The following is a 21,010-nucleotide window of genomic DNA, read 5'->3' as shown; positions in this document are numbered from 1 at the left end:
GCAGCCTCTGCCCGCGAGCCTCAGCCCCGCGCCGCGTGCTCCACGAGCGGCAGCATGCGGCCGTTCAGGTGCGTGCGCATCGCGATCGAGCTGGCGGTGCGCGCGACGCCGGGAACCAGTGCGATGCGGTCCAGCACCTCCTGCAGCTGCTCGGCGCTGTGCGCGACGAGGCGCAGCTGCATGTCGCTGGCCCCGGTGACCGTGTACATGTCCACGATCTCCGGGATCGCCGAGGCCAGCGCGTCCGCCACATCGTCGTGCCCGACCTTCTGGTCGATCTCCACCTGGCAGAAGGCGGTGAGCGCGAAGCCGAAGCCGCGCGGGTCGATGCGCGGCACGATGCCCTCGATCACGCCGTTGTCGTGCAGCCGCGCGAGCCGGCTCGTGACGGTGCCGCGCGCCACGCCGAGCCGCCGCGCGCATTCCAGCACGGGCAGCTGCGGCGAGTCGGTGAGCAGCCGGATGAGGGCCGCGTCGAGGGCATCGATGCGCATCGTCAGCCCCGGAACAGCTCGTCCTGAGGATCCTTGAGCACGCCGGGCCGGGAGATCCCCCGGGTCAGGCGCGCCACGACCAGCAGCACCGCCGTGAGCCCGATCGTGAGGAGCAGCTGGGTGCGCGCCCCGGCATCGAGCATCGTGAGCACGATGATCGCGCCGAGCAGCACCAGGGTCACGATCGACAGCCAGGGGAAGCCCCACATGCGCATCGGCAGGGGCGTGCCGGCCGCGTCGGCGCGGCGACGGAGGATGACCTGCGCGAGCGCGGTCGCCGTCCACATGATGAGCAGCGTGGAGCCGACCACGTTCAGCAGCGCCGGAAGCACCTGCTCGGGCCAGATCCAGTTGAGGACCACCGTGACGAAGCCGAAGGCGACCGAGCTCAGCACGGCGACCCGCGGAACACCGGCTGGGCTGGTGCGGGTGAGCGCGAGCGGAGCGAGGCCGCGCTCGCCCAGCGAGAAGGCCATGCGCGAAGCGCCGTAGATGTTGGCGTTCATGGCGGACAGCAGCGCCACGATGACGATGAGGTCCATGACCAGCCCCACACCGGGGACCTTCAGGGTGTCCAGGACCGCCGAGAAGGGCCCCGCCAGCACCTCCTTCGAGTTCCACGGCAGCACGGCGACGATGACGAAGATGGATCCGACGTAGAACACCAGGATCCGCACCATGACCTGGCGCACGATCCGGCTGATGTTGCGCGACGGGTCGTCCGACTCCGCGGCCGCGATCGCTACCACCTCGGTGCCGCCGAAGGCGAACACGACGATGAGCAGGGCGCCCGCGATCCCGGCGATGCCGGTGGGCGCGAAGCCGCCGTGGTCGACCAGGTTGCCGACGCCCGTGGCCGGCGTGCCGGGGATGAGGCCGACGATCGCGAGCACGCCCACGACGAGGAACGCGATGATCGCGGCCACCTTGATCGCGGCGAACCAGAACTCGAACCGTCCGTAGTTGCGCACGCCCAGCAGGTTCACGACCGTGAGCGCCAGCACGAAGAGCAGCACCCAGGCCCATTCCGGAACGCCAGGGAAGCGGTGAGCGACGATGCCGGCGGCACCGGTCGCTTCGGCGGCGATCACGACGACGAGCTGGATCCAGTACAGCCACCCGACCGCGCTGCCGACGCTGCGTCCCATCGCCTTCTGCGCGTACGAGCTGAACGCCCCCGAGGACGGGTTGGCGGCCACCATCTCCGCGAGCATCGCCATGACGAGCACCACGATGGTGCCGGCGACGAGGTAGGACACGATCACGGCGGGTCCGGCGATGCCGATCGCCTGCCCCGAGCCGACGAACAGGCCGGCGCCGATCGCGCCGCCGAGTCCCATCATCGAGATCTGCCGGCGGGTCAGGCCCGGATGCAGGCCCTTCGTGGTGGTCGTGGTCAGGGGCACGTCGATGGTCATGCGGTCGCCTCCTCGCGAACGGCAGCGGTCGGGTGCACGGCGGCCAGGGCGGCGGCCACGCGGTGGGTGTCTTCGGCGGAGCCCGCGGAGATCCGCACGCCCTCGCCCGGGAAGGTGCGGGCCACGACGCCGCCCGCGTGCAGGATGCGGTCCAGCTCTGCGGCACGCTCGCCGGCAGGCACCCACACGAAGTTCGCCTGCGAGGGCACGGCGGGCCAGCCGGACTCCAGGAGCACGTCGCGCAGGCGGTCGCGCTGCGCGGTCACCTCGGCGATGCGGGCGGCGAGCTCCTCCTGGGCGTCGAGCGAGGCGACGGCGGCGGCCTGCGCCAGGTCGGTGACGCCGAACGGCACGGCGACCTTGCGCTGAGCGTCGGCGATCGCCGCCGGGGCGATCGCATAGCCGATCCGGAGCCCTGCGAGACCGTACGCCTTGGAGAACGTGTGCAGCACGGCCACATGCGGGTAGCGGCGGAACAGCTCCAGGCCCGCGCCGCGCTCCGGATCGGTCGCGGCGGGCGCGTCGGCGAAGTACGGCGACCCGTCGAAGTGCACGTACGCCTCATCGATCACCACGAGCACGTCGCGGGGCACGGCCGCCACGAAGCGCTCGAGCTCTGCCGCTCCCACGACGGTGCCGGTGGGATTGTTGGGGTTGCACACGAAGACGAGCCGGGTGCGCTCGGTGATCGCCGCGAGCATCCCGTCGAGGTCGTGACGGTGCTCCTCGTCCAGCGGCACCATGACGGGGGTCGCACCCGCGATGCGCACGAGGGAGGGGTAGGCCTCGAAGGAGCGCCAGGCGAACATGACCTCGTCGCCCTCGCCCGCCACGGCGTGGATGAGCTGCGATGCCAGCTCGACGGATCCGGCGCCGACCGTCACGAGATCCGGATCGACGCCGTAACGCTCGGCGAGGCGGCCGATGATCTCGGGCGCCGCCATCTGCGGGTAGCGGTGGATGGATCCGAGGCGGTCGGAGATCGCCGAGACCACGGACGGCAGCGGCGGGTGCGGCGACTCGTTCGAGGAGAGCTTCGAGGCGCCCGCCGGAGCGGAGCGGCCCTGCTTGTAGGCGGGCACCGCGTCCAGCCGCGGGTTCGTCGGGGGCGTGGCCGTGGCCGGAGTGACGGGGAGGGTCATCGTCGGGGCGTCCTTGCTGCGGTGGGTTCGGGCCGGGTGCGACGTCGGACGGCAGGGCCGCAGCGGCGACGTCGCCGGGGTCCGGCCACTGTATCCACCGTCCGGCCTGCTGGACAAACGGCTCAGTATCGGCTGCGCAAGACGCACAGTCTGCCGAGCGTCTGCGCTGATCCGCTGAACAGACTGTACAGCGATCGATGACTCCGGACTCAGCGCGCTTCGGGCACGAGGGCGGGATCCGACACAGGCAGCCGGCACACGAAGCCGCGGCAGTCGTGCACCACGTCGACGGTGGCGTCGCGCTCCTCGAACAAGGTGAAGCCGGCGGCGGCGAAGGACCGCACCTGCGCCGGCGCGAGCACGGCCGCGACGTCGGCATCGGCGCGCCGGGCCGCCTCCGCCAGCGGGCCGCGGGCGTCGGCCGTCACGGCGACGATCTGGCGCGGAGGCCGTACGAGCCCCGCCGCCACGCGCAGCAGGGCGCCGTACCCGAACGGGTGCTGCAGGGCGCGCGCCGCCCGTGCGGCGACGAGGGCGGCGGCGCGCTCGCGGTGCTGCTCCCCGGCGCCGAGGCGCCAGGCGGTGAGCTCGGCTGCGGCCAGCGCGGCGGCGCCGGACGGAAGGTCGCCGTCGCCGTCGTCGACTGCGCCGGGGATGGCGAACCCCGCGAGCACCGGATCCGCCTCGGCCGGGGTCGCGAGCACGTCCAGGGCGCGCGTCGCCCAGCCCGCATCGCCGGTCGCCAGGGCGAGGGCGAACAGCCCGTCGGCGAGGAGCCCGTGATCCGCGTCCGTGGGGACGGCCTGCGATGCCTCCCCGTCGAGCGAGGCGCGCACCAGCCGCCCGTCCGGGTCGCGGTTGACGGTGAGGACGGTGTCGGCGGCCCGCACGGCGGCGGCGATCCACGACGGTTCGCCGAGCGCATCCCCGGCGCGCGCGAGAGCGGCGATCGCGAGACCGTTCCAGCCCGTGATGACCTTGCCGTCGACCGCCGGCGGCTGCAGCCCCTCCCGTGCGGACAGCGGGCGACGGTAGTAGCCGCCCTCGCTGCGCGCCCCGTCGATCCACGACTCCGAGTCCTGCGCGGCGCCGAAGCCGCCCTCGGGTCGCTGCAGCACGCCGAGCAGGAACCGCGCCGCACCGCGCACGACGTCCTCCCGGCCGGCGTCGAGCGCGGCGTCGAGCAGCTGCGCGTTGTCGATGAGCATGCGCTCGTAGTGCGGCACCGACCAGTCCTGCTGGGTCGCGTACCGGAAGAAGCCGCCGTCCTCGTCGCGCAGCTCGGAGCCGGCCATCGCATCGAGCGCCCGCCCGACCACGTCGCCGCGGCCCATCGTCTGCAGGAACCGCAGGGTCGTCGCGACGGGGAACTTCGGCGCCGTGCCGAAGCCACCGTACCGGCGGTCCTCCCGTGCGGCGATCTCCTGCGCCGCCGCGGCGAGCGCGGTCTCGTCCGGCAGTGCGGTCGAGGCGGCGCCCTCCGTGGGCGGGGTGAGTGCTTCGGCGACCGCGACGGCGAGGTCCTCCACCTCGGTGCGACGCTCGGTCCACGCCTCGCGGACGGCCGCGAGCACGGTGCGGAACGCGGGCAGCTGGCCCCGCGGCGTCGGCGGGAAGTAGGTGCCGGCGTGGAAGGCACGGCCGGTCGGCGTCGCGAACACGGTGAGCGGCCAGCCCAGGTCGCCAGTGAACGCGGACGCCGCGGCCAGATACGCCGCATCCACCTCGGGGTGCTCCTCGCGATCGACCTTGATCGCCACGAAGCCGCGGTTCAGGTCGGCCGCGGTCGCCGGATCCTGGAACGACTCCCGTGCCATCACGTGGCACCAGTGGCACGTCGAGTACCCGATCGAGATGAGCACGGGCACGTCGCGGCGCTGCGCCTCCGCGAACGCCTCCGCTCCCCACGGGAACCAGTCCACGGGGTTGTCGGCGTGCGCGCGCAGGTACGGACTGCCGGTGCCGGCGAGGCGATTGCTCATACGGCCACGCTACGCCGACCGTGTGCCTTCACGGCCGTTGAGCGAGCGCAGCGAGACGAAACGCGGCCGACGAGAGCACCGCGTTTCGTCTCGGTCGCGCTGCGCGCGTCCTCGCTCAACGACCCCTGGGGGTCAGTTCACCTCGTCCGGGTGCGATGCGACGCGGCCGGATCCGTCGCCGGGATCCAGGGCGGAGATCGCCGCGAACTCGACGTCGGTGAGGGCGAAGTCGAACACGTCGAGGTTCTCGCGCAGGCGCTCGGCGCGCACCGACTTCGGGAACACGATGTTGCCCTTCTGCAGGTGCCAGCGCAGCACGACCTGCGCGGGGGTCTTGCCGTGCGCGGCGGCGGCGTCGGCGACGGCCGGAATGCCGAACAGGTCGTACTTGCCCTGGCCGAGCGGACCCCACGCCTCGATCTTCACGTCGTTGTCGCGCGCCCAGGAGGCGACGTCGCGCTGCTGGTAGGCCGGGTGCAGCTCGATCTGGTCGACCGCGGGCACGACGCCCGTCTCCGCGACGATGCGCTCGAGGTGCGGCACGAGGAAGTTGGAGACGCCCGCGGAACGCGCAAGGCCCCGGTCGCGGATCGCGACGACCTTCTCCCAGGCGTGCACGTAGTTGTCCTTGGCCGGGGTCGGCCAGTGCACCAGGTACAGGTCGACGTGGTCGAGGCCGAGCCTGTCCAGGCTCTCCTGGATCGCCGCGTCCGGCTCGTCGCCGTCGTGACGGTCGTTCCAGAGCTTGGTCGTGATGAACAGCTCGTCTCGCGGGATGCCGCTCTTCGCGATCGCCGCCCCGACGCCCTCCTCGTTGCCGTAGATCGCCGCCGTGTCGATGTGGCGGTATCCGATCTCGAGGGCCTCGCTCACGGCGCGCTCGGTGTCGGCAGGATCCACCTTGAAGACTCCGTAGCCGAGCTGCGGGATCCGGTGGCCGTCGTTCAGGGTGATGAGGGGGATCGTCGTCATGGCTCCAGCCTAGGTTCCGTCCACGCAGGGCGGGGCCGCCGTCCCCGCGATAGGCTGGAGGGCTATGTCTGCGCCCGTGATCTCCTATCCGCCGGAACTCCCGGTCAGTGCCGCGCGCGACGAGATCGCCGCGGCCGTCCGCGACCACCAGGTCGTCGTCGTCGCCGGCGCGACCGGGTCCGGCAAGACCACGCAGTTGCCGAAGATCCTGCTCGAGCTGGGACGGGAGCGCATCGCGCACACCCAGCCCCGGCGGCTCGCCGCCCGCACGATCGCGGAGCGCGTCGCGGAGGAGCTGCAGGTGCCGCTGGGCGGGCTCGTCGGTTACAAGGTGCGCTTCACGGACCAGGTCTCGGACGAGACCCGGATCGCGCTGATGACCGACGGGATCCTGCTCAACGAGATCCATCGGGACCGGCTGCTGCGCCGCTACGACACGATCATCATCGACGAGGCGCACGAACGCTCCCTCAACGTCGACTTCCTGCTCGGCTATCTGCACCGGATCCTGCCCGAGCGACCGGATCTGAAGGTGATCATCACCTCCGCGACCATCGACCCGCACAGCTTCGCGAAGCACTTCGCCGATGCCGAGGGCGAGCCCGCGCCCGTCATCGAGGTGTCCGGGCGCACATATCCCGTCGAGATCCGGTATCGCCCGCTGGTGGACCAGGTCCCTGAGCCCGTCGAAGGGTCCGGGTCCGCGAAGCCTCGATCCCCACGCCCCGCTCAGGGACCGAAGGGGCGCGACTCCGAGCCCGAAGACGAGGTCACCGCGATCGTGCGGGCGCTGCAGGAGCTGGATCGCGAGGAGCGCGGCGACGTGCTCGTGTTCCTTCCCGGCGAGGCCGAGATCCGCGACGCCGCCGACGCGATCCGCGGCGCCTACCGCTCGCAGACGGCGCCGGTCGAGGTGCTGCCCCTGTACGGCCGCCTCTCGGCCGCCGAACAGCACCGGGTGTTCGAGCCGTCGACGGTCGCGGGGCTCCGCCGGCGGGTGATCCTCGCGACGAACGTGGCCGAGACCAGCCTCACGGTGCCCGGCATCAAGTACGTGATCGACACCGGCACGGCGCGCATCTCGCGCTACAGCAGCCGCTCCAAGGTGCAGCAGCTGCCGATCGAGGCCGTCTCGCAGGCGTCGGCGAACCAGCGCTCGGGACGCGCCGGCCGCACGAGCCCCGGCATCGCGATCCGGCTCTACGGCGAGGACGACTTCGACAAGCGCCCGGAGTTCACCGAGCCCGAGATCCTGCGCACCTCGCTCGCCGCGGTCGTGCTGCAGATGCTGAGCCTGGGCTTCGGCGACATCGCCGAGTTCCCGTTCCTCACTCCCCCGGAGTCCCGCGACGTGCGCTCCGCCTTCGACCTGCTCGTGGAGCTCGGCGCCGTGCAGGCGGGACGCGGCGCTTCGACGGGCTCAGGGCCCGAGGCCCCGCGGCTCACCCGGATCGGGCGCGACATCGCCCGCATGCCGATCGACCCGCGCTTCGCCCGCATGCTCGTCGAGGCCGTGCGCACCGACGTGGTCGCCCCCGTCCTCGCGATCGTCGCCGGCCTGTCGATCCAGGACGTGCGGGAGCGCCCCTCCGCGGACGCGCCGCAGGGAGTGCGCGACGAGGCGGAGCGGATGCATGCCCGCTTCGCGGATCCGACCAGCGACTTCCTCACGATCCTGAACCTCTGGAACCACCTGCGCGAGCAGCAGCGCGAGCTCGGATCCAGTGCCTTCCGCCGGCTCTGCCGCGCCGAGCACCTGAACTACGTGCGCGTGCGGGAGTGGTTCGACGTGCACCGCCAGCTGCGCACGCTCGTGAAGACCGGGCGCGACGGCGACACCCGGACGGTCGACGCCGACGCCGTGCACCGCGCGCTGCTCGCGGGGCTGCTCAGCCACATCGGCATCCTGGACGAGCGTGCTTCGTCTCGCTCCGCTCGCTCAGCAACCGGTCCGCAGAAGGACCCGAAGCGCCGCTTCGCCGAGTACCGCGGCGCGCGCGGGATCCGCTTCTCGCTGTTCCCCGGCTCGTCGCTGCGCCCCTCGAGAGCCTCAGGGGCCAGAACGCCGCGCGCGGTGATGGCGGCGGAGATCGTGGAGACCTCGCGCACCTTCGCCCGCACGGCCGCCGCGATCGACCCCGCCTGGGCGGAGGCGCTCGCCGGCGACCTCGCGAAGCGGCAGATCTCCGAGCCGCACTGGTCGAAGGAGGCCGGAGCCGCCGTCGCGTTCGAGAAGGTGACGCTGTTCGGCGTCGAGATCGTGGCGCGCCGCCGCGTGCAGTTCGCCCGCATCGACCGGCCGGCCGCACGGGAGCTGTTCCTCCGGCACGCGCTCGTCGAGGGCGAATGGGATCCGTCGCGCATCGACAAGCGCGTCTCGGCGTTCTGGCGCAGCAACGCCGAGCTGCGCAAGCGCCTGGAGAAGCTCGAGGAGCGCGAGCGCCGCCGCGACATCCTCGTCGGCGACGAGGCGGTGTTCCGCTTCTACGACGAGCGGATCCCCGCCGAGGTCTGCGATGTGCGCTCGTTCGAGGCGTGGTGGCGCGAGGAGCTCGCCAGGACGCCGAAGCTGCTCGTGATGCGCGAGAGCGACCTGATCGACGACGACGAGCGCGCCGACCAGCGCGACTTCCCCACGCGCTGGACGCAGGCCGACCAGGTGCTGGGCCTCGCCTACCGGTTCGAGCCGGGCGCCGCAGACGACGGCGTGAGCGTCGTGATCCCGCTCGCGCTGCTGCAGCAGGTGCAGGATGCGGGCTTCGACTGGCAGGTGCCTGGGCTGCGCGCCGAGCTCGTGACCGCGCTGCTGCGGGCGCTGCCGAAGGCGATCCGCCGCCACGTCGTCCCCGCCGCGGACTGGGCGGAGAAGTTCGGCGCCGAACTGGCCGCCGACGGCCCCGAAGCGCACGCCGGCCTGCCCCCGCGGAGCCTGCGTGAGGCGCTGGCCCGGCTCATCCAGCCTCTGGCGAACCAGCCGATGTCGGCCGCCGACTTCGACATGGAGCGCGTCCCCGCGCATCTGCGGATGAACTTCCGCGCCGTCGACGAGCGCGGGCGCGTGGTGGGCTCGGGGCGGGATCTGGCCGCGCTGCAGCGCGATCTCGCCGATCGGTCCCGGGACAGTGTGTCGCGATCGCTGAGCAGGGACACGACCGCTCGCACGGGCAGCGCCAGGGTCGCGGGGTCCCTTCGACGGCCTCAGGGACCGGCGCCGGCCGCCCAGGGGACGCCCGCGCTCGTCGCGCGCGACGGCCTCACGACCTGGGACTTCGGCGACCTGCCGGAGGTGCTCGACACCCGCGTCGCCGGCGGCGTGGTGCGCGGGTACCCGGCTCTCGTGGATCAGGGCAGGACGGTCTCCCTGCGCGTCGAGGCGACCGCCGATGCCGCCCGCGTGGCGACCAGGGACGGCGTGCTGCGGCTGGTGCTGCTGGGTATCCCCTCCCCCGCGTCCTACGTGCAGGACCACCTGACGAGCCCCGAGAAGCTCGCGCTCGCCGCGTCGCCGTACCCGAACGTCGCCGCGCTGATCGAGGACGCGCGCGCCGCGGTGGCGCGCGCCACGATCGACCGGTTGACGGACGGATCCGGGATCGTGCGCACCGAGGCCGACTTCGCCCGCGTGCGTGACGGCGTCTCCGCGATCGTCGTCGACGAGCTGTTCGCGCTGGTGTCGCTCGTGGCGAAGATCCTGACCAGGGCGCGCGAGGTCGAGCGCGCGATGAAGGGGCAGAACTCCCTCGCTCTGCTCGGGACGCTGAACGACATCCGAGGCCAGCTCGCGGGCCTGCTCCCGAACGGGTTCATCTCCATCGCCGGCGCCGAGCGCCTCGCGCACTACCCGCGCTATCTGGACGGGATCCTGGACCGTCTGCGCACCCTGGCCGACGCGCCGGGCAAGGACCGCACCCGGCTCACCGAGTACGAGCGGATGGCCCAGCAGTTCGCCGACGCCGGCGGCACCATCCCGCTGCCCGCCGACGCCGCGCCCCGGCTCGTGGAGGTGCGCTGGCTCCTCGAGGAGTACCGCGTCAGCCTGTTCGCGCAGCGCCTCGGCACCGCGCAGCCGGTGTCGCCGCAGCGCATCGTGAAGGCCCTCGCCGAGAAGTGACCCGGGCGGCCCGCCGCCGACCGCCGGAGCCGTAGCCTGGATCCATGGCTCAGGCGATCGTGCAGACCGAACTCGGCGGACCGGAGGTCCTCACCCTCGTGGAGGTGCCGGATCCGGTGCCCGCGGCCGGCGAGGTCGTGGTTCGCATCGAGGCCGCAGGGGTGAACCCCATCGACGTGAAGCAGCGCAGCGGCTTCCGGCCGCTCCCGCCGATCACCGAGCCCCGCCGCCTCGGCTTCGACGGCGCCGGCGTCGTGACCGCGGTCGGACCGGACGTCGCCGGTGTCGCCGTCGGCGCCCGGGTGGCCATCCGCGACACCCGCGGCACATATGCCACGGCTCTCGCCGTGCCGGCCGCGCACGTGACGCCCCTTCCCGATGCGGTGACCGCCGCGGAGGGGGCCGCGCTGGGGATCCCCGCCGGAACCGCCTACCAGGCGCTGCGGTCTCTCGCCGTCGGCCCCGGCGATCTGCTGCTCCTGCACGCCGGATCCGGAGCGGTCGGGCAGGCCGCGATCCAGTTCGCCGTCGCCTGGGGCGCCGCGGTCATCGCGACGGGCGGCCCCGGCTCGCAGGAGCGGATGCGCGAGCTCGGCGCGATCCCGGTGGTCTACGGCGAGGGACTCGAGCAGCGCGTCCGGGAGGCCGCCGGCGGGCGTGAGATCACCGTGGCGCTCGACGGCGCAGGCACGGACGAGGCCATCGCCGCGTCGCTCGCCCTCGTCGCCGACCGGGACCGGATCGCGACGATCGTGCGCGGCCCGGACGCGGCCGAGCTCGGCATCCGCGCCTTCAGCGGCGGCAGCCCCGTCCCGCTCACGGAGCAGGAGCTCGCCTGGCGCGCCGAGGCCGTGCCGGTCGCCGTCGGCATGATCGCGGAGGGGCGGTTCACGATCGAATTCGGGCCGGAGCTGCCGCTCGCGGAAGCCGCCGAGGCGCACCGTCTCATCGAGGCGCACGCCGCGCACGGCAAGATCCTGCTGCGCCCCTGACCGCCGCCCGGATCCGCAACAGATCCGGATCCCTCCGTCGGAAAACGGAGGAGCACCACGCGTGTCGCGCATCCGGTCGCGCCGGCGGGACGCGCCACGCCGCACGTCGCCGGGGTTTTCCCGCACGCGGCTCCAGAGGCCGGGCGCCACCGCCGATCCGCAACAGGCCGCCGCCGATCCGCAACAGACGGAAACATCCCGGCGGATCCGGGACTTCGCGCCCGAGGATGGGTGGGTGACCGACGCCGCCGCCTCCGCTCCCGACACCCGTTTCGCCACGAAGCAGGTGCAGGCGGCCTACGTCCCCGGCACGCCGCAGAACACCGCGGTGCCGCCGCTGTACCAGTCGGCCGCCTACCAGTTCGCCAATCTCGCCGAGGCGCGCGACCTGTTCGCGCTGCGCCGCGCGGGCAACATCTACAGCCGCAACGCCAGCCCCACCCAGCAGGTGCTCGAGGAGCGCGTGGCCGCGCTCGAGGGCGGCGTCTCCGCCGTCGCCGTCGCGAGCGGTCAGGCCGCCGTCGCCGTGACGATCCTCGCGCTCGCCGGCCGGGGCGGCCATGTCGTCGCCGCCGACCGACTGTACGGCGGTACGGTCGACCTGCTGCAGGACACGCTCGACGACTTCGGCATCGCGGTGACCTTCGTCGACCAGGACGACCCCGAGGCATGGCGCTCCGCCGTCACCGAGCGCACGCGGCTGTTCTTCGCGGAGTCCGTGGCGAACCCGCTGGCGCAGGTGCTCGACGTGCGTGCCGTCGCCGACATCGCGCACGCCGCGGGCGTGCCGCTGGTGATCGACAGCACCGTGACCACGCCGTACCTGCAGCGTCCGGGCGAGCACGGAGCCGACTTCGTGGTGCATTCGGCCACCAAGTACCTGAGCGGCCACGGCGGCTCCCTGGGCGGGGTCGCGGTCGACCTGGGCTCCTTCGACTTCGGCGCGGATCCGGCCCGCTGGCCGCAGTTCACCGCGCAGCACGACCGGTTCGGCCCGGTGTCGCTGTGGGAGCGGTTCGGTCAGGGCCTCGCCTTCGCGGTGCTCGTGAAGGCGAAGTACGTGCACGACCTGGGGCCGTCGCTGTCGCCGTTCAACGCGCACCAGATCCTGCAGGGCATCGAGACGCTCGACCTGCGCGTCGCCCGGCAGAGCTCGTCCGCCCTCGCCATCGCCGAGGCCCTCGCCGCGAACCCGGCGATCGCCGCGGTCCACCATCCCGGCCTCGTCGGCAACCCGTGGCACGGGCGGGTCGCGCACTACCTTCCGCACGGCGCTCCCGCGGTGTTCTCGATCGACCTCGCGTCCACGGGCGACGAGGACCGCGACCAGGAGCGCGTGGAGCGGTTCGTCGACGGCCTCCGCGTGGTGCGGCTCGTGGCGAACATCGGCGACGCCCGCTCGCTCGTCGCCCACCCGGCGTCGATGACGCACTCGCACCTGAACGCGGCACAGCGCGCCGCCGCCGGCATCAGCGCGACCACGGTGCGCCTGTCGATCGGCATCGAGGACCCCGCCGACATCCTCGCCGACCTGGAGCAGGCGCTCGCCCACGCCGTCGTCGAGCCGGAGCTCGCCACCGCCTGAGCGCGGTCGGAGCGTGCGCGCCCGAGCGCCGGGATCCCCCGCGAGTACCCTGGGTCCGTGCCGATCCTGAACAAAGACATGACCCTGTGCATCTCGCTGTCCGCGCGCCCCAGCAACAACGGGACGCGGTTCCACAACCACCTCTACGAGGCGCTGGGTCTGAACTGGATCTACAAGGCCTTCGCGCCGACCGACCTCGCCCAGGCGATCGCGGGCGTGCGCGGCCTCGGCATCCGCGGCTGCGCCATCTCCATGCCGTACAAGGAGGACGTGATCGCACTGGTGGACCGGATGGATCCGTCCGCCACCGCGATCGACTCCGTCAACACGATCGTGAACGACGACGGCGTGCTCACGGCCTACAACACCGACTACTCGGCGATCGCGCAGCTCATCGAGCGCAACGCCCTGGATCCGGCATCCTCCGTGCTGCTGCGCGGATCCGGCGGGATGGCGAAGGCCACCGCGGCCGCCTTCCGCGACGCGGGCTTCTCGCACGTCACGATCGTGGCGCGCAACGAGGAGGCGGGGCGCGCCCTCGCCGGCCTCTACGGCTTCGACTGGGCCGCCGACCTGGGCGACCGCACCGCGGACATCCTCGTCAACGTCACCCCGATCGGCATGGCGGGCGGCGCCGAGGCTGAGGCGCTGTCGTTCCCCGAGGCCGCGATCGAGGCCGCGTCCGTCGTGTTCGACGTCGTGGCGCTCCCCGCCGAGACCCCGCTCGTGCGCGCCGGACGGGCGGCCGGCAGGACCGTGATCACGGGTGCCGAGGTCGCGACCCTGCAGGCGCTCGAGCAGTTCGTGCTCTACACCGGCATCCGCCCCAGCGACGCGCAGGTCAGGGCCGCCGAGGAGTTCATGCGCGCGCAGTGACCGGAGCGCGCTCGGTCCCTGAGCGAGCCGAAGGCGAGACGAAGGGCCCGGTAGACTCGGACGGTCATGCCCTCCGTGTCGAACTACCCCGCTCCGCGCCTGGATTCCCGCCCCGTCGAGACGTTCCGCGCCACGCTCGGCGACCTCGCTGCGCACCTCGGCGCCCCCGCCCCGGAGCGCGCGGACGCGGCGTTCACCGGGGTGGCGCTGTCCACCGACCACGTGCGCGCGGGCGACCTGTTCCTCGGGATCCCCGGCGCGAACGCCCACGGCGCCCGGTTCGCCGCGAAGGCGGTCGAGGCCGGTGCGGCAGCGGTGCTCACCGACGCCACGGGGGCCGCGCTCGTGCCCGACGGCGTCCCTGCGCTCGTGGTCGCGGACCCGCGCCGCGCCGCCGGGCCGGCGTCGGCGTTCCTCTACCGGGATCCCGTGGCGTCGATGACGTCGATCGGCATCACGGGCACGCAGGGCAAGACGACCACCGCGTTCTACGTCGCTGCCGCCGCGGGCATGTCGCAGTCCGGCACGATCGGATCCATCGGCACGACGGTCGGCGACGACTTCTTCCCGCCGGTGCTGACCACACCCGAGGCGCCCGAGCTGCAGGCGCTGTTCGCCGTGATGCGGGAGCAGAAGCTCAGCACGGTCGCCGTCGAGGCGTCCAGCCACGCGCTCACGCTGGGGCGCGTGGACGGCTTCGCGTTCGACGCGGGCATCTTCCTGAACCTCGGGCACGACCACCGCGACTACCACCCCACGCAGGCGGACTACTTCGCGGCCAAGGCGCTGCTGCTGACCCCGGAGCACGCGAAGGTCGGCATCGTCGACATCGACTCGCACTGGGGGCGCGTGCTCGCCGCGCAGGCCACCGTGCCGGTGCTCACCACGTCGGCGAGCGGATCCGAGTCCGCCGACTGGCGTGCCGAGGACGTCGAGCTGCGCGCGCACGGATCCGAGTTCACGGTGCGCTCCCCCCGCGGGGAGCGCGTGCGCTTCTCAACGCAGCTGACCGGCGCCTTCAACGTGAACAACATCCTCGCCGCCGTCGCCGCCCTCGTGGAGACCGGCCGCGACCTCGCCGACCTCGCGCCGGGGATCGCGGCGCTGCCCAGCGTCGAGGGCCGCCTGCAGCGGTTCGACTTCGGTCAGCCGTTCACGGCGATCGTCGACTCCGCGCACAAGCCCGAGGCGATCAACGCCGCCCTGCGCGCCATCCGCACGACCACGCCCGAGGGCCGCCTCATCGCCGTCCTCGGCGCGAACGGGCACCGCGACGCGGCCAAGCGCCGGATGATGGGCCGTTTCGCGGCCATGTTCGCCGACGTGCTCGTCATCACCGACGACAACCCCTACGACGACGATCCCGCCGAGATCCGCGCCTCGCTCATCGACGGCGCCCGATCCAGCGTCGTCGAGATCGTCGAGATCGCCGACCGTCGCGAGGCGATGGCGGCGGCGGTGCGCATGGCGCGTCCGGAGGACACCGTCGTGGTCCTCGGCAAGGGCCACGAGCGCTATCACGCCCTCGCCGACGGCGAGATCCCGTGGTACGACCCCGACGTGCTGCGCGAGGTCATCGAAGCTCTCTGACCGTCGTCGGCGGGCACCGGATCCGGATCGGCACCGGATCCGGGATCCGTGGACGGAACATGTATCAGGGAGCCACTATCGCTCTCCTGCCCCGTGTGGAGACAATGGGCGCCATGACGGCCACGGATGACCGCACACAGCCGCCCGAGGAGCGCGACGACGCCCCCGGGGCGGAACGGCCGCGCTGGGAGCGCGCAGCCGAGCTCTTCGTGCGCTGGCGCGACGGCGAGCCGCGCGCGATGGACGAGCTGGTGCGCCTGATGACACCGGTGCTGTGGCACGTGGCCCGGGCGTACGGGCTGGACCGTGCGCTCGCCGAGGACGTGGTGCAGTCGACGTGGCTGGCCCTCGTGCGGCGGAACGCGGCGATCGAGGAGCCCCTCGCGGTGTCGGGCTGGCTGACGCTGTGCACCCGGCGCGAGGCGTGGCGCGTGGGGCGCCTGCAGCGCAGGGCGGATCCCACCGAGGCCGACGACCTCGAGCCGCTGCTGCCGCGCGGGGAGTCGGCGGAGCACCAGGCGCAGCGCGGTTCGCAGGCCGGGGCGCTGTGGCTGGCGGTCGGGGCGCTGAACCCGCGTTGCCAGAGACTCCTGCGTGTGGTGGCGTTCGACGAGCGGCCGGACTACGCACGGATCGCACAGGATCTGGCGATGCCGGTCGGTTCGATCGGACCGACCCGGCAGCGGTGCCTGGGCAAGCTCCGCGCGCTGCTGCAGAAGGACGGATGGGAGGAGGAGGACCATGACCGTTGACGAGACCGCCGCCGACGCGGCGCTGTTCGCGCGACTGCGTGCGATGTGGGAGGCGGAGGACGAGATGCCCGCGGGACTGGCGGACCGCATGGTCGCCGCCGTCGCGGTGGAGGACCTCGGCCGCGAGTACGCCCTGCTGACGCTCGTGGAGCAGGAGGGGCTGGCCGCCGTGCGCGGCGAGGCCGATACCGCGACCCTGCAGTTCAGCGACGGGCGCACCGGGGTGGTGCTGCACGTCACCGCGACCGACGCGGACCTGCGCCGTGTGGACGGCTGGGTGGACGGCGACGCCCTGGCGATCCGTCTCGCGCAGGGCGACCGGACCTGGAACGCGGAGGTCTCGGGGCTGGGGCGGTTCGCGTTCGACGGGGTGCCGGCGGGGCTGTCGGCGCTGCGGCTGATCATCCGAGGCGCGGACGGCGCGCCGAGCGAGTTCCGCACCCCGCAGTTCGAGGTGTGATGCAGGACATGAGGTGCCGGACGACGGATCGAGCAGGAGGCGCAGATGGCACAGGACGGCGATGACGATCGCGATGACGGCGGGAGCGGGCCGGAGCACCGCGCTCGCCCCGGCTGGCGCGAGCGGGAGCGCGCCGCGCGGGTGCGAGCGGCGGTGCTGGACATGACCCTGCAGCCGGCGCGAGGGCCGCGCGCGCATACGACCGTCTACGAGCCGGACGTGCTGCTGGTGCGCCCGGAGTTCTTCGAGGTGGACCACACGGGCAGGCGCGGCGATGAGCGCCTCGCCGAGCTCGCCGGCATGCTCGGCTGGGATGTCGCGCCGGAGCGGCTGGAAGACGCGGTGCCCACCCGGGACGACACCGGGCCGGCCCCGGACGACGTGGCGGCCGCCGGGGAGGACGCGAGGGGCGTCCGCCGGACGGAGCGCGGCGCGGGAGGGCGTGACGCAGGAGCGCGCGGTGCGGCGGACCGCGATGCGGGGAGCCGCGAGCCCACGTCCAGGCCCTCCTCGGACCGCGGTCGCTCCGGTGTCGCGGATTCGACGCGCCTGCGCATCTCGGTGTCCGCAGGTGCGGCGCGCGACGGGCGCCCGCTGCACGCGCCGGACGCCTGGCGACTGCTCGTTGCCGCGCGCGACGACGGCATCCAGGGCGTCGCGCTGAACCACGTGCTCGGGATCCACCCGTTCACCGGCAATCCCTTCACGGGCAACCCGTTCACCGGAAATCCCTTCACCGGGAACCCGTTCACCGGGAACCCCTTCACCGGGAACCCCTTCACCGGCAACCCCTTCACCGGCAACCCCGCGGGTCTCGCGAGCTACGCGTACCCCGGCCTCGGCGGACGGACACCGGTCGCCTGGACCGGTCCTGCGCCCGAGCGCACGCCGCTGCCATCAGGCGCGCGCCGGCCGGTGGTGGCCGTGCTCGACACCGGCTGCGGGGTGCACCCCTGGTTCGGCGACGACCCCGCCGATCCGGTGCTGATCGAGCGGACGAGCCTCAGCGGCGAGCCGCTCGGGCTCGTCGATCCGGCGACGGACCCTGAATCGCACCTGTCGCTGAGCGACCCGCTGGACGGCCATCTGGATCCGGTCGCGGGGCATGGCACCTTCATCGCAGGACTCATCCTCCAGGCGTGTCCGGAGGCGCAGATCCTGCCGATCCGCGTCTCCGACGGCACCGGGACGATCCTCGAGAACGACCTGCTCGGTGCGCTCGGACGCGTCGTGGAGCTGCTCGAGCACGGCGCGCTGCATCTCGACGTGATGAGCCTGTCCTTCGGGTTCTTCCACGAGTCCCCCGGCGCCGAGGAGACGCTGAGCGAGCTGTACGGCCTGCTGCGACGGGTGCGCGCCGCAGGGTGCGTCGTGGTGTGCTCGGCCGGCAACGACGCGACGGATCGGCCGTCCTCGCCCGCCGCGCTGTTCGCGTGGGGGGCGGAGTCCGGCATCGACCCCGCGGACGAGCAGGACCTGGCGCCGCACGTCTCCGTCGGCGCGCTGAACCCCTCCGGGCGCTCCGTCGCGCTGTTCTCGAACATCGGGCCGTGGGTGCGCACGTACGCGGTCGGGGTCTCCGTGCTGTCCACGGTGCCGGTCGCGTTCGACGGCGGCTCGCAGGCCGGGATGCGCCACGACCTCGAGCATCGGCGGCGCGAGACGCTCGACCTGGACGACTTCGCCGGGGGGTTCGCCGTATGGAGCGGCACATCCTTCGCCGCCCCGATCGTCGCCGGGAGGATCGCGCACGAACTGGGCTCCGCCGCGCCGACCGCTCGCCCCGCGTCGTCGATCGCCCACGCCGTGCAGAAGGTGCTCGACCGCTGCGCCCAGGACGACCGGTCGCGCACGGCGCCGCACTCGTAGCAGCACGCGCAGAACACCCATAGCAGCAGGCGCAGAAACCACTCCCGCAGCGAGCGTGCACGCGCCATGCTGTGAGGGTGACGCTGACGGCGGAGGAGCTCTACCGGCGCGGCCGTGCGCAGCTGAACGCCGGGCGCAACGCCGCCGCCCGGCGCGAGCTGCTGCGCGCGCGGGCCCGCACGGAGGATCCGAACCTCCGCGCCCGGATCGCCGGATCCCTCGCGGCGATCACCATCCGTCAGGGCGACCGAGCGTCCGCCGAGGCGATCTGCGTGGAGGCGCTCGCGCGGCCGGGGCTGTCGACGGCGACCGCCGCGATGCTCTGCGGGCAGCTCGGTCTGGTCGCGCTCGAGCGGGGAGACCTCGCGAAGGCGCTCGTGCTGCTCGACCGCGGGATCGCCGGCATCGGCGAGGAGGTGGAGCACCGCGGTCCGATGCTGCTCAACCGCAGCGTCGTGCACATGCAGGCCGGCCGGCTCGCTGCCGCGATCGCCGACCTCGACCGCGCGGTGCCGGACTACGCGGCGACCGGCGACGAGGTCTCCCGTGCCATGGCGGTGCACAACCGCGGTTACGCGGCGCTGCTCGCCGGTGACCTCGTCCCCGCCCTGGAGGGGATGGGCGAGGCCCGCGCGGTGCTCAGCACGGCGTCGGCGGTGAATGCCGCGATCTGCGACCGCGACCGTGCCGAGGTGCTGCGGGACGCCGGCCTCACCCGTGACGCGGAGCACACCCTGGAGCGGGTGATCCGGGTGTTCGGCGCACATCGGATGCGGCAGGCGCGCGCCGAGGCGGAGTTCCAGCTCGCGCGGTCGCTGCTGAGCCACTCCCCCGAGCGCGCGGCGCCGATCGCAACGGCGGCGGCGCGGCGGTTTCGCGCGGTCGGCAGCGAGTCGTGGGCCGTGCGCGCCGAGGCGGTGCGGCTGCGCGCGCTGCTGACTGTGGAGGCCGATGGCCGCGCGACCTCCGTGCGCGCGCCGGCCGACGGCGCCGTGGATCAGGTCGAGGCGCAGCTGCGGGCGCACCGGATGCGCGCCGAGGCGGCGTCGCTGCGGCTGACGTGGCAGCGCCACCACGCGCAGACGGGTATGGAGGTGCCGCCGGCGCGGTCCGCGATCCGGGTGCCGCGCGACGCGCCGCTGCAGGTGCGACTGCTCGCGCAGGAGGTGCGCGCGGCGCGGGCGGCAGCGGCCGGTGACGACGCACGCGCACGGCGGATCGCCGCCGCCGGACTCGACGAGCTCGCGGGATGGCAGGCCTCGTTCGGCAGCCTCGACCTCGCCACCGCACTCGTGATGCACGGCGCCGGCCTGCTGTACGCGGGCCTCGGCGCTGCGGTGCGGTCGGGCCGCCCCGAGGTCGTGTTCGACTGGTCGGAGCGCGCCCGCCACCTCAGCCAGCAGACCGTGCCGCTGCGCCCGCCCCCGGATCCGGGTCTCGCCGCCGATCTCGCCGAGCTGCGGATGCTGCGCTCCGAGGCGGTCTCCGGCGACTGGCTCACCGAGCCCCGCGCCGCCGCGCTGAGCGCCCAGGTGCGTCAGCGCGAGTGGGCGTCGATCGGGCGCGCCGGCGGCAGACGGCGCATCACGCTCGCCGAACTGCAGGCGGAGCTGGATCCGGGGACGGCATTCGTCGCCTACGCGTACCAGCGGGAGGGCCTCGTCGCGGTCGCCGTCACCGCCGACGAGGCGCGGGTGGTGGACATCCCCCGCTGGCCCGCGCGTCGCGCGATGGCGGGCCTGCGCGCCGACCTGGACGTGTCGGCGACCGTGCGCGGCGGCCCCATGGGAGACGTCGTTCGGCGCGCCCTCGACGAGCGGCTCACGGCCCTCTCCGACGCGCTGCTCGCGCCCGTCCTGCCGATCGTCGGGGACCGTCGTCTGGCGCTCGCCACGGCTGCGATCCTCAACGGCGTCCCCTGGGGCATGCTCCCCGCGATGCGCGGACGGGTGTTCACCCTCGCCGACTCCGCGACGCAGTGGCGGGAGCCGCGCGATGCCGCACCGTTCCGGGGTGCCGGGTTCGCCGTCGGTCCGCGCGTGCCGCGCGGCGCGGAAGAGGCCGCGCGGGGCGCGTCCGCGTGGCCGGGAGCGCGGATCCTCCAGGGTGACGACGCCACCGTCGATGCCGTGACCGCGCTGACCGCGCAGTTGAGCGTGCTGCACATCGCGGCGCATGGCCGTCACGCCGACGGCAACCCGATGTTCTCCGGTCTGGAGCTCGCCGACGGCGCGCTGTTCGGCTACGACGTGGATCGCGTGACGCCCGTGCCGGACACCGTGGTGCTGTCCGCGTGCGAGGTCGGCCGCTCGTCGGTGCGGTGGGGGTGGGAGGCGATCGGGATGACGCGCGTGTGGCTGCACGCCGGCACCGGCACCGTGATCGCGACGCCGGTGATCGTCGCCGACGACGATGCGTGCGAGCTGCTCGGCGCGCTCCATTCCGGACTCGAGGCCGGCCTGCCGCCGGCGCACGCGCTCGCCCTGGCCTCCGAGCGGACCGGGGTGGTCTCGTCGTTCCAGACGCACGGCCGCGGGTTCTGAATCCGATGTATCACGGCGGAGGACGCCTGCTCTTGTTCTGCGGATCGACATGGTGCGGTCGGCGCAGGCCGGCCGCTGGGGCACCGTGGGTGTGGGGATGTGCGCAGTCGGGTTGACGCACAGCGATCCGAAACGGGGGTGCCGCCGAGGGGACCGGCGGCACCCCTCTCCACGCGCGTGCGGATCCCCCGCGCGCGGCCGCGGTCCGCGGCGCGCGGAACGCG

At 73.5% G+C, this 21,010-nt stretch carries 14 protein-coding genes; 9 read left to right on the top strand and 5 right to left on the bottom strand.

The window, feature by feature from the left end; all coding sequences use genetic code 11:
- Positions 1-20: 20 nt before the first annotated feature.
- The 5 genes from AERO9AM_RS06375 to AERO9AM_RS06355 form a co-directional block, all read right to left on the bottom strand.
- A complete protein-coding gene (locus AERO9AM_RS06375; RefSeq protein ID WP_159575390.1) occupies positions 21-494 on the bottom strand; it encodes an Lrp/AsnC family transcriptional regulator in 474 nt (157 codons plus the stop codon).
- Between the two features lie 2 nt (positions 495-496).
- A complete protein-coding gene (locus AERO9AM_RS06370; RefSeq protein WP_159575389.1) occupies positions 497-1,912 on the bottom strand; it encodes an amino acid permease in 1,416 nt (471 codons plus the stop codon).
- Positions 1,909-3,054: a histidinol-phosphate transaminase gene (gene hisC, locus AERO9AM_RS06365; RefSeq protein WP_159575388.1), complete on the bottom strand. Its 1,146-nt coding sequence runs from the start codon at positions 3,052-3,054 to the stop codon at positions 1,909-1,911. The genes AERO9AM_RS06370 and hisC overlap by 4 nt, the downstream gene beginning before the upstream one ends.
- Before the next feature lie 209 nt (positions 3,055-3,263).
- On the bottom strand, positions 3,264-5,036 hold the full coding sequence (locus AERO9AM_RS06360) for a thioredoxin domain-containing protein (RefSeq protein ID WP_159575387.1): 1,773 nt from the start codon (positions 5,034-5,036) through the stop codon (positions 3,264-3,266).
- Between the two features lie 132 nt (positions 5,037-5,168).
- The gene (locus AERO9AM_RS06355; protein WP_159575386.1) at positions 5,169-6,008 is read right to left on the bottom strand and encodes an aldo/keto reductase; all 840 of its coding nucleotides are present in this window, start codon (positions 6,006-6,008) and stop codon (positions 5,169-5,171) included.
- 64 nt (positions 6,009-6,072) lie between these two features.
- Between AERO9AM_RS06355 and hrpA the strand changes: the two genes are divergently transcribed.
- From hrpA to AERO9AM_RS06310, 9 genes are all read left to right on the top strand, one after another.
- On the top strand, positions 6,073-10,119 hold the full coding sequence (gene hrpA / locus AERO9AM_RS06350; protein ID WP_159575385.1) for an ATP-dependent RNA helicase HrpA: 4,047 nt from the start codon (positions 6,073-6,075) through the stop codon (positions 10,117-10,119).
- A gap of 44 nt (positions 10,120-10,163) precedes the next feature.
- Positions 10,164-11,111, top strand: coding sequence for a quinone oxidoreductase family protein (locus AERO9AM_RS06345; protein WP_159575384.1), 948 nt, complete (start codon positions 10,164-10,166; stop codon positions 11,109-11,111).
- Positions 11,112-11,346: 235 nt separating this feature from the next.
- A complete protein-coding gene (locus AERO9AM_RS06340) occupies positions 11,347-12,696 on the top strand; it encodes an O-acetylhomoserine aminocarboxypropyltransferase/cysteine synthase family protein (RefSeq protein WP_159575383.1) in 1,350 nt (449 codons plus the stop codon).
- Between the two features lie 57 nt (positions 12,697-12,753).
- A complete protein-coding gene (locus AERO9AM_RS06335) occupies positions 12,754-13,572 on the top strand; it encodes a shikimate 5-dehydrogenase (protein ID WP_268892341.1) in 819 nt (272 codons plus the stop codon).
- 66 nt (positions 13,573-13,638) lie between these two features.
- Positions 13,639-15,162, top strand: a complete 1,524-nt coding sequence (locus tag AERO9AM_RS06330; RefSeq protein WP_159575382.1) for a Mur ligase family protein — start codon at positions 13,639-13,641, stop codon at positions 15,160-15,162.
- A gap of 113 nt (positions 15,163-15,275) precedes the next feature.
- Positions 15,276-15,914 carry an RNA polymerase sigma factor gene (locus AERO9AM_RS06325; RefSeq protein ID WP_159575381.1) on the top strand — a complete coding sequence of 213 codons (639 nt, stop codon included), beginning with the start codon at positions 15,276-15,278 and terminating at the stop codon, positions 15,912-15,914.
- On the top strand, positions 15,904-16,374 hold the full coding sequence (locus tag AERO9AM_RS06320; protein ID WP_159575380.1) for a hypothetical protein: 471 nt from the start codon (positions 15,904-15,906) through the stop codon (positions 16,372-16,374). Before AERO9AM_RS06325 ends, AERO9AM_RS06320 begins: the two co-directional genes overlap by 11 nt.
- 45 nt (positions 16,375-16,419) lie before the next feature.
- Positions 16,420-18,243, top strand: coding sequence for a S8 family peptidase (locus AERO9AM_RS06315; RefSeq protein WP_159575379.1), 1,824 nt, complete (start codon positions 16,420-16,422; stop codon positions 18,241-18,243).
- A gap of 77 nt (positions 18,244-18,320) precedes the next feature.
- Positions 18,321-20,786, top strand: coding sequence for a CHAT domain-containing protein (locus tag AERO9AM_RS06310; protein ID WP_236602510.1), 2,466 nt, complete (start codon positions 18,321-18,323; stop codon positions 20,784-20,786).
- Positions 20,787-21,010 lie beyond the last annotated feature (224 nt).

The organism is Microbacterium sp. 8M (assembly GCF_902506375.1).
Lineage (GTDB): Bacteria > Actinomycetota > Actinomycetes > Actinomycetales > Microbacteriaceae > Microbacterium.
This window is presented reverse-complemented; position numbering and strand designations above follow the sequence as displayed.

Bases quoted from the DNA above. Each gene is read 5' to 3' on its own strand.
- AERO9AM_RS06375 (WP_159575390.1), bottom strand. From the start codon at position 494: ATGCGCATCGATGCCCTCGACGCGGCCCTCATCCGGCTGCTCACCGAC.
- AERO9AM_RS06370 (WP_159575389.1), bottom strand. From the start codon at position 1,912: ATGACCATCGACGTGCCCCTGACCACGACCACCACGAAGGGCCTGCAT.
- hisC (WP_159575388.1), bottom strand. From the start codon at position 3,054: ATGACCCTCCCCGTCACTCCGGCCACGGCCACGCCCCCGACGAACCCG.
- AERO9AM_RS06360 (WP_159575387.1), bottom strand. From the start codon at position 5,036: ATGAGCAATCGCCTCGCCGGCACCGGCAGTCCGTACCTGCGCGCGCAC.
- AERO9AM_RS06355 (WP_159575386.1), bottom strand. From the start codon at position 6,008: ATGACGACGATCCCCCTCATCACCCTGAACGACGGCCACCGGATCCCG.
- hrpA (WP_159575385.1), top strand. From the start codon at position 6,073: ATGTCTGCGCCCGTGATCTCCTATCCGCCGGAACTCCCGGTCAGTGCC.
- AERO9AM_RS06345 (WP_159575384.1), top strand. From the start codon at position 10,164: ATGGCTCAGGCGATCGTGCAGACCGAACTCGGCGGACCGGAGGTCCTC.
- AERO9AM_RS06330 (WP_159575382.1), top strand. From the start codon at position 13,639: ATGCCCTCCGTGTCGAACTACCCCGCTCCGCGCCTGGATTCCCGCCCC.
- AERO9AM_RS06325 (WP_159575381.1), top strand. From the start codon at position 15,276: ATGACGGCCACGGATGACCGCACACAGCCGCCCGAGGAGCGCGACGAC.
- AERO9AM_RS06320 (WP_159575380.1), top strand. From the start codon at position 15,904: ATGACCGTTGACGAGACCGCCGCCGACGCGGCGCTGTTCGCGCGACTG.
- AERO9AM_RS06315 (WP_159575379.1), top strand. From the start codon at position 16,420: ATGGCACAGGACGGCGATGACGATCGCGATGACGGCGGGAGCGGGCCG.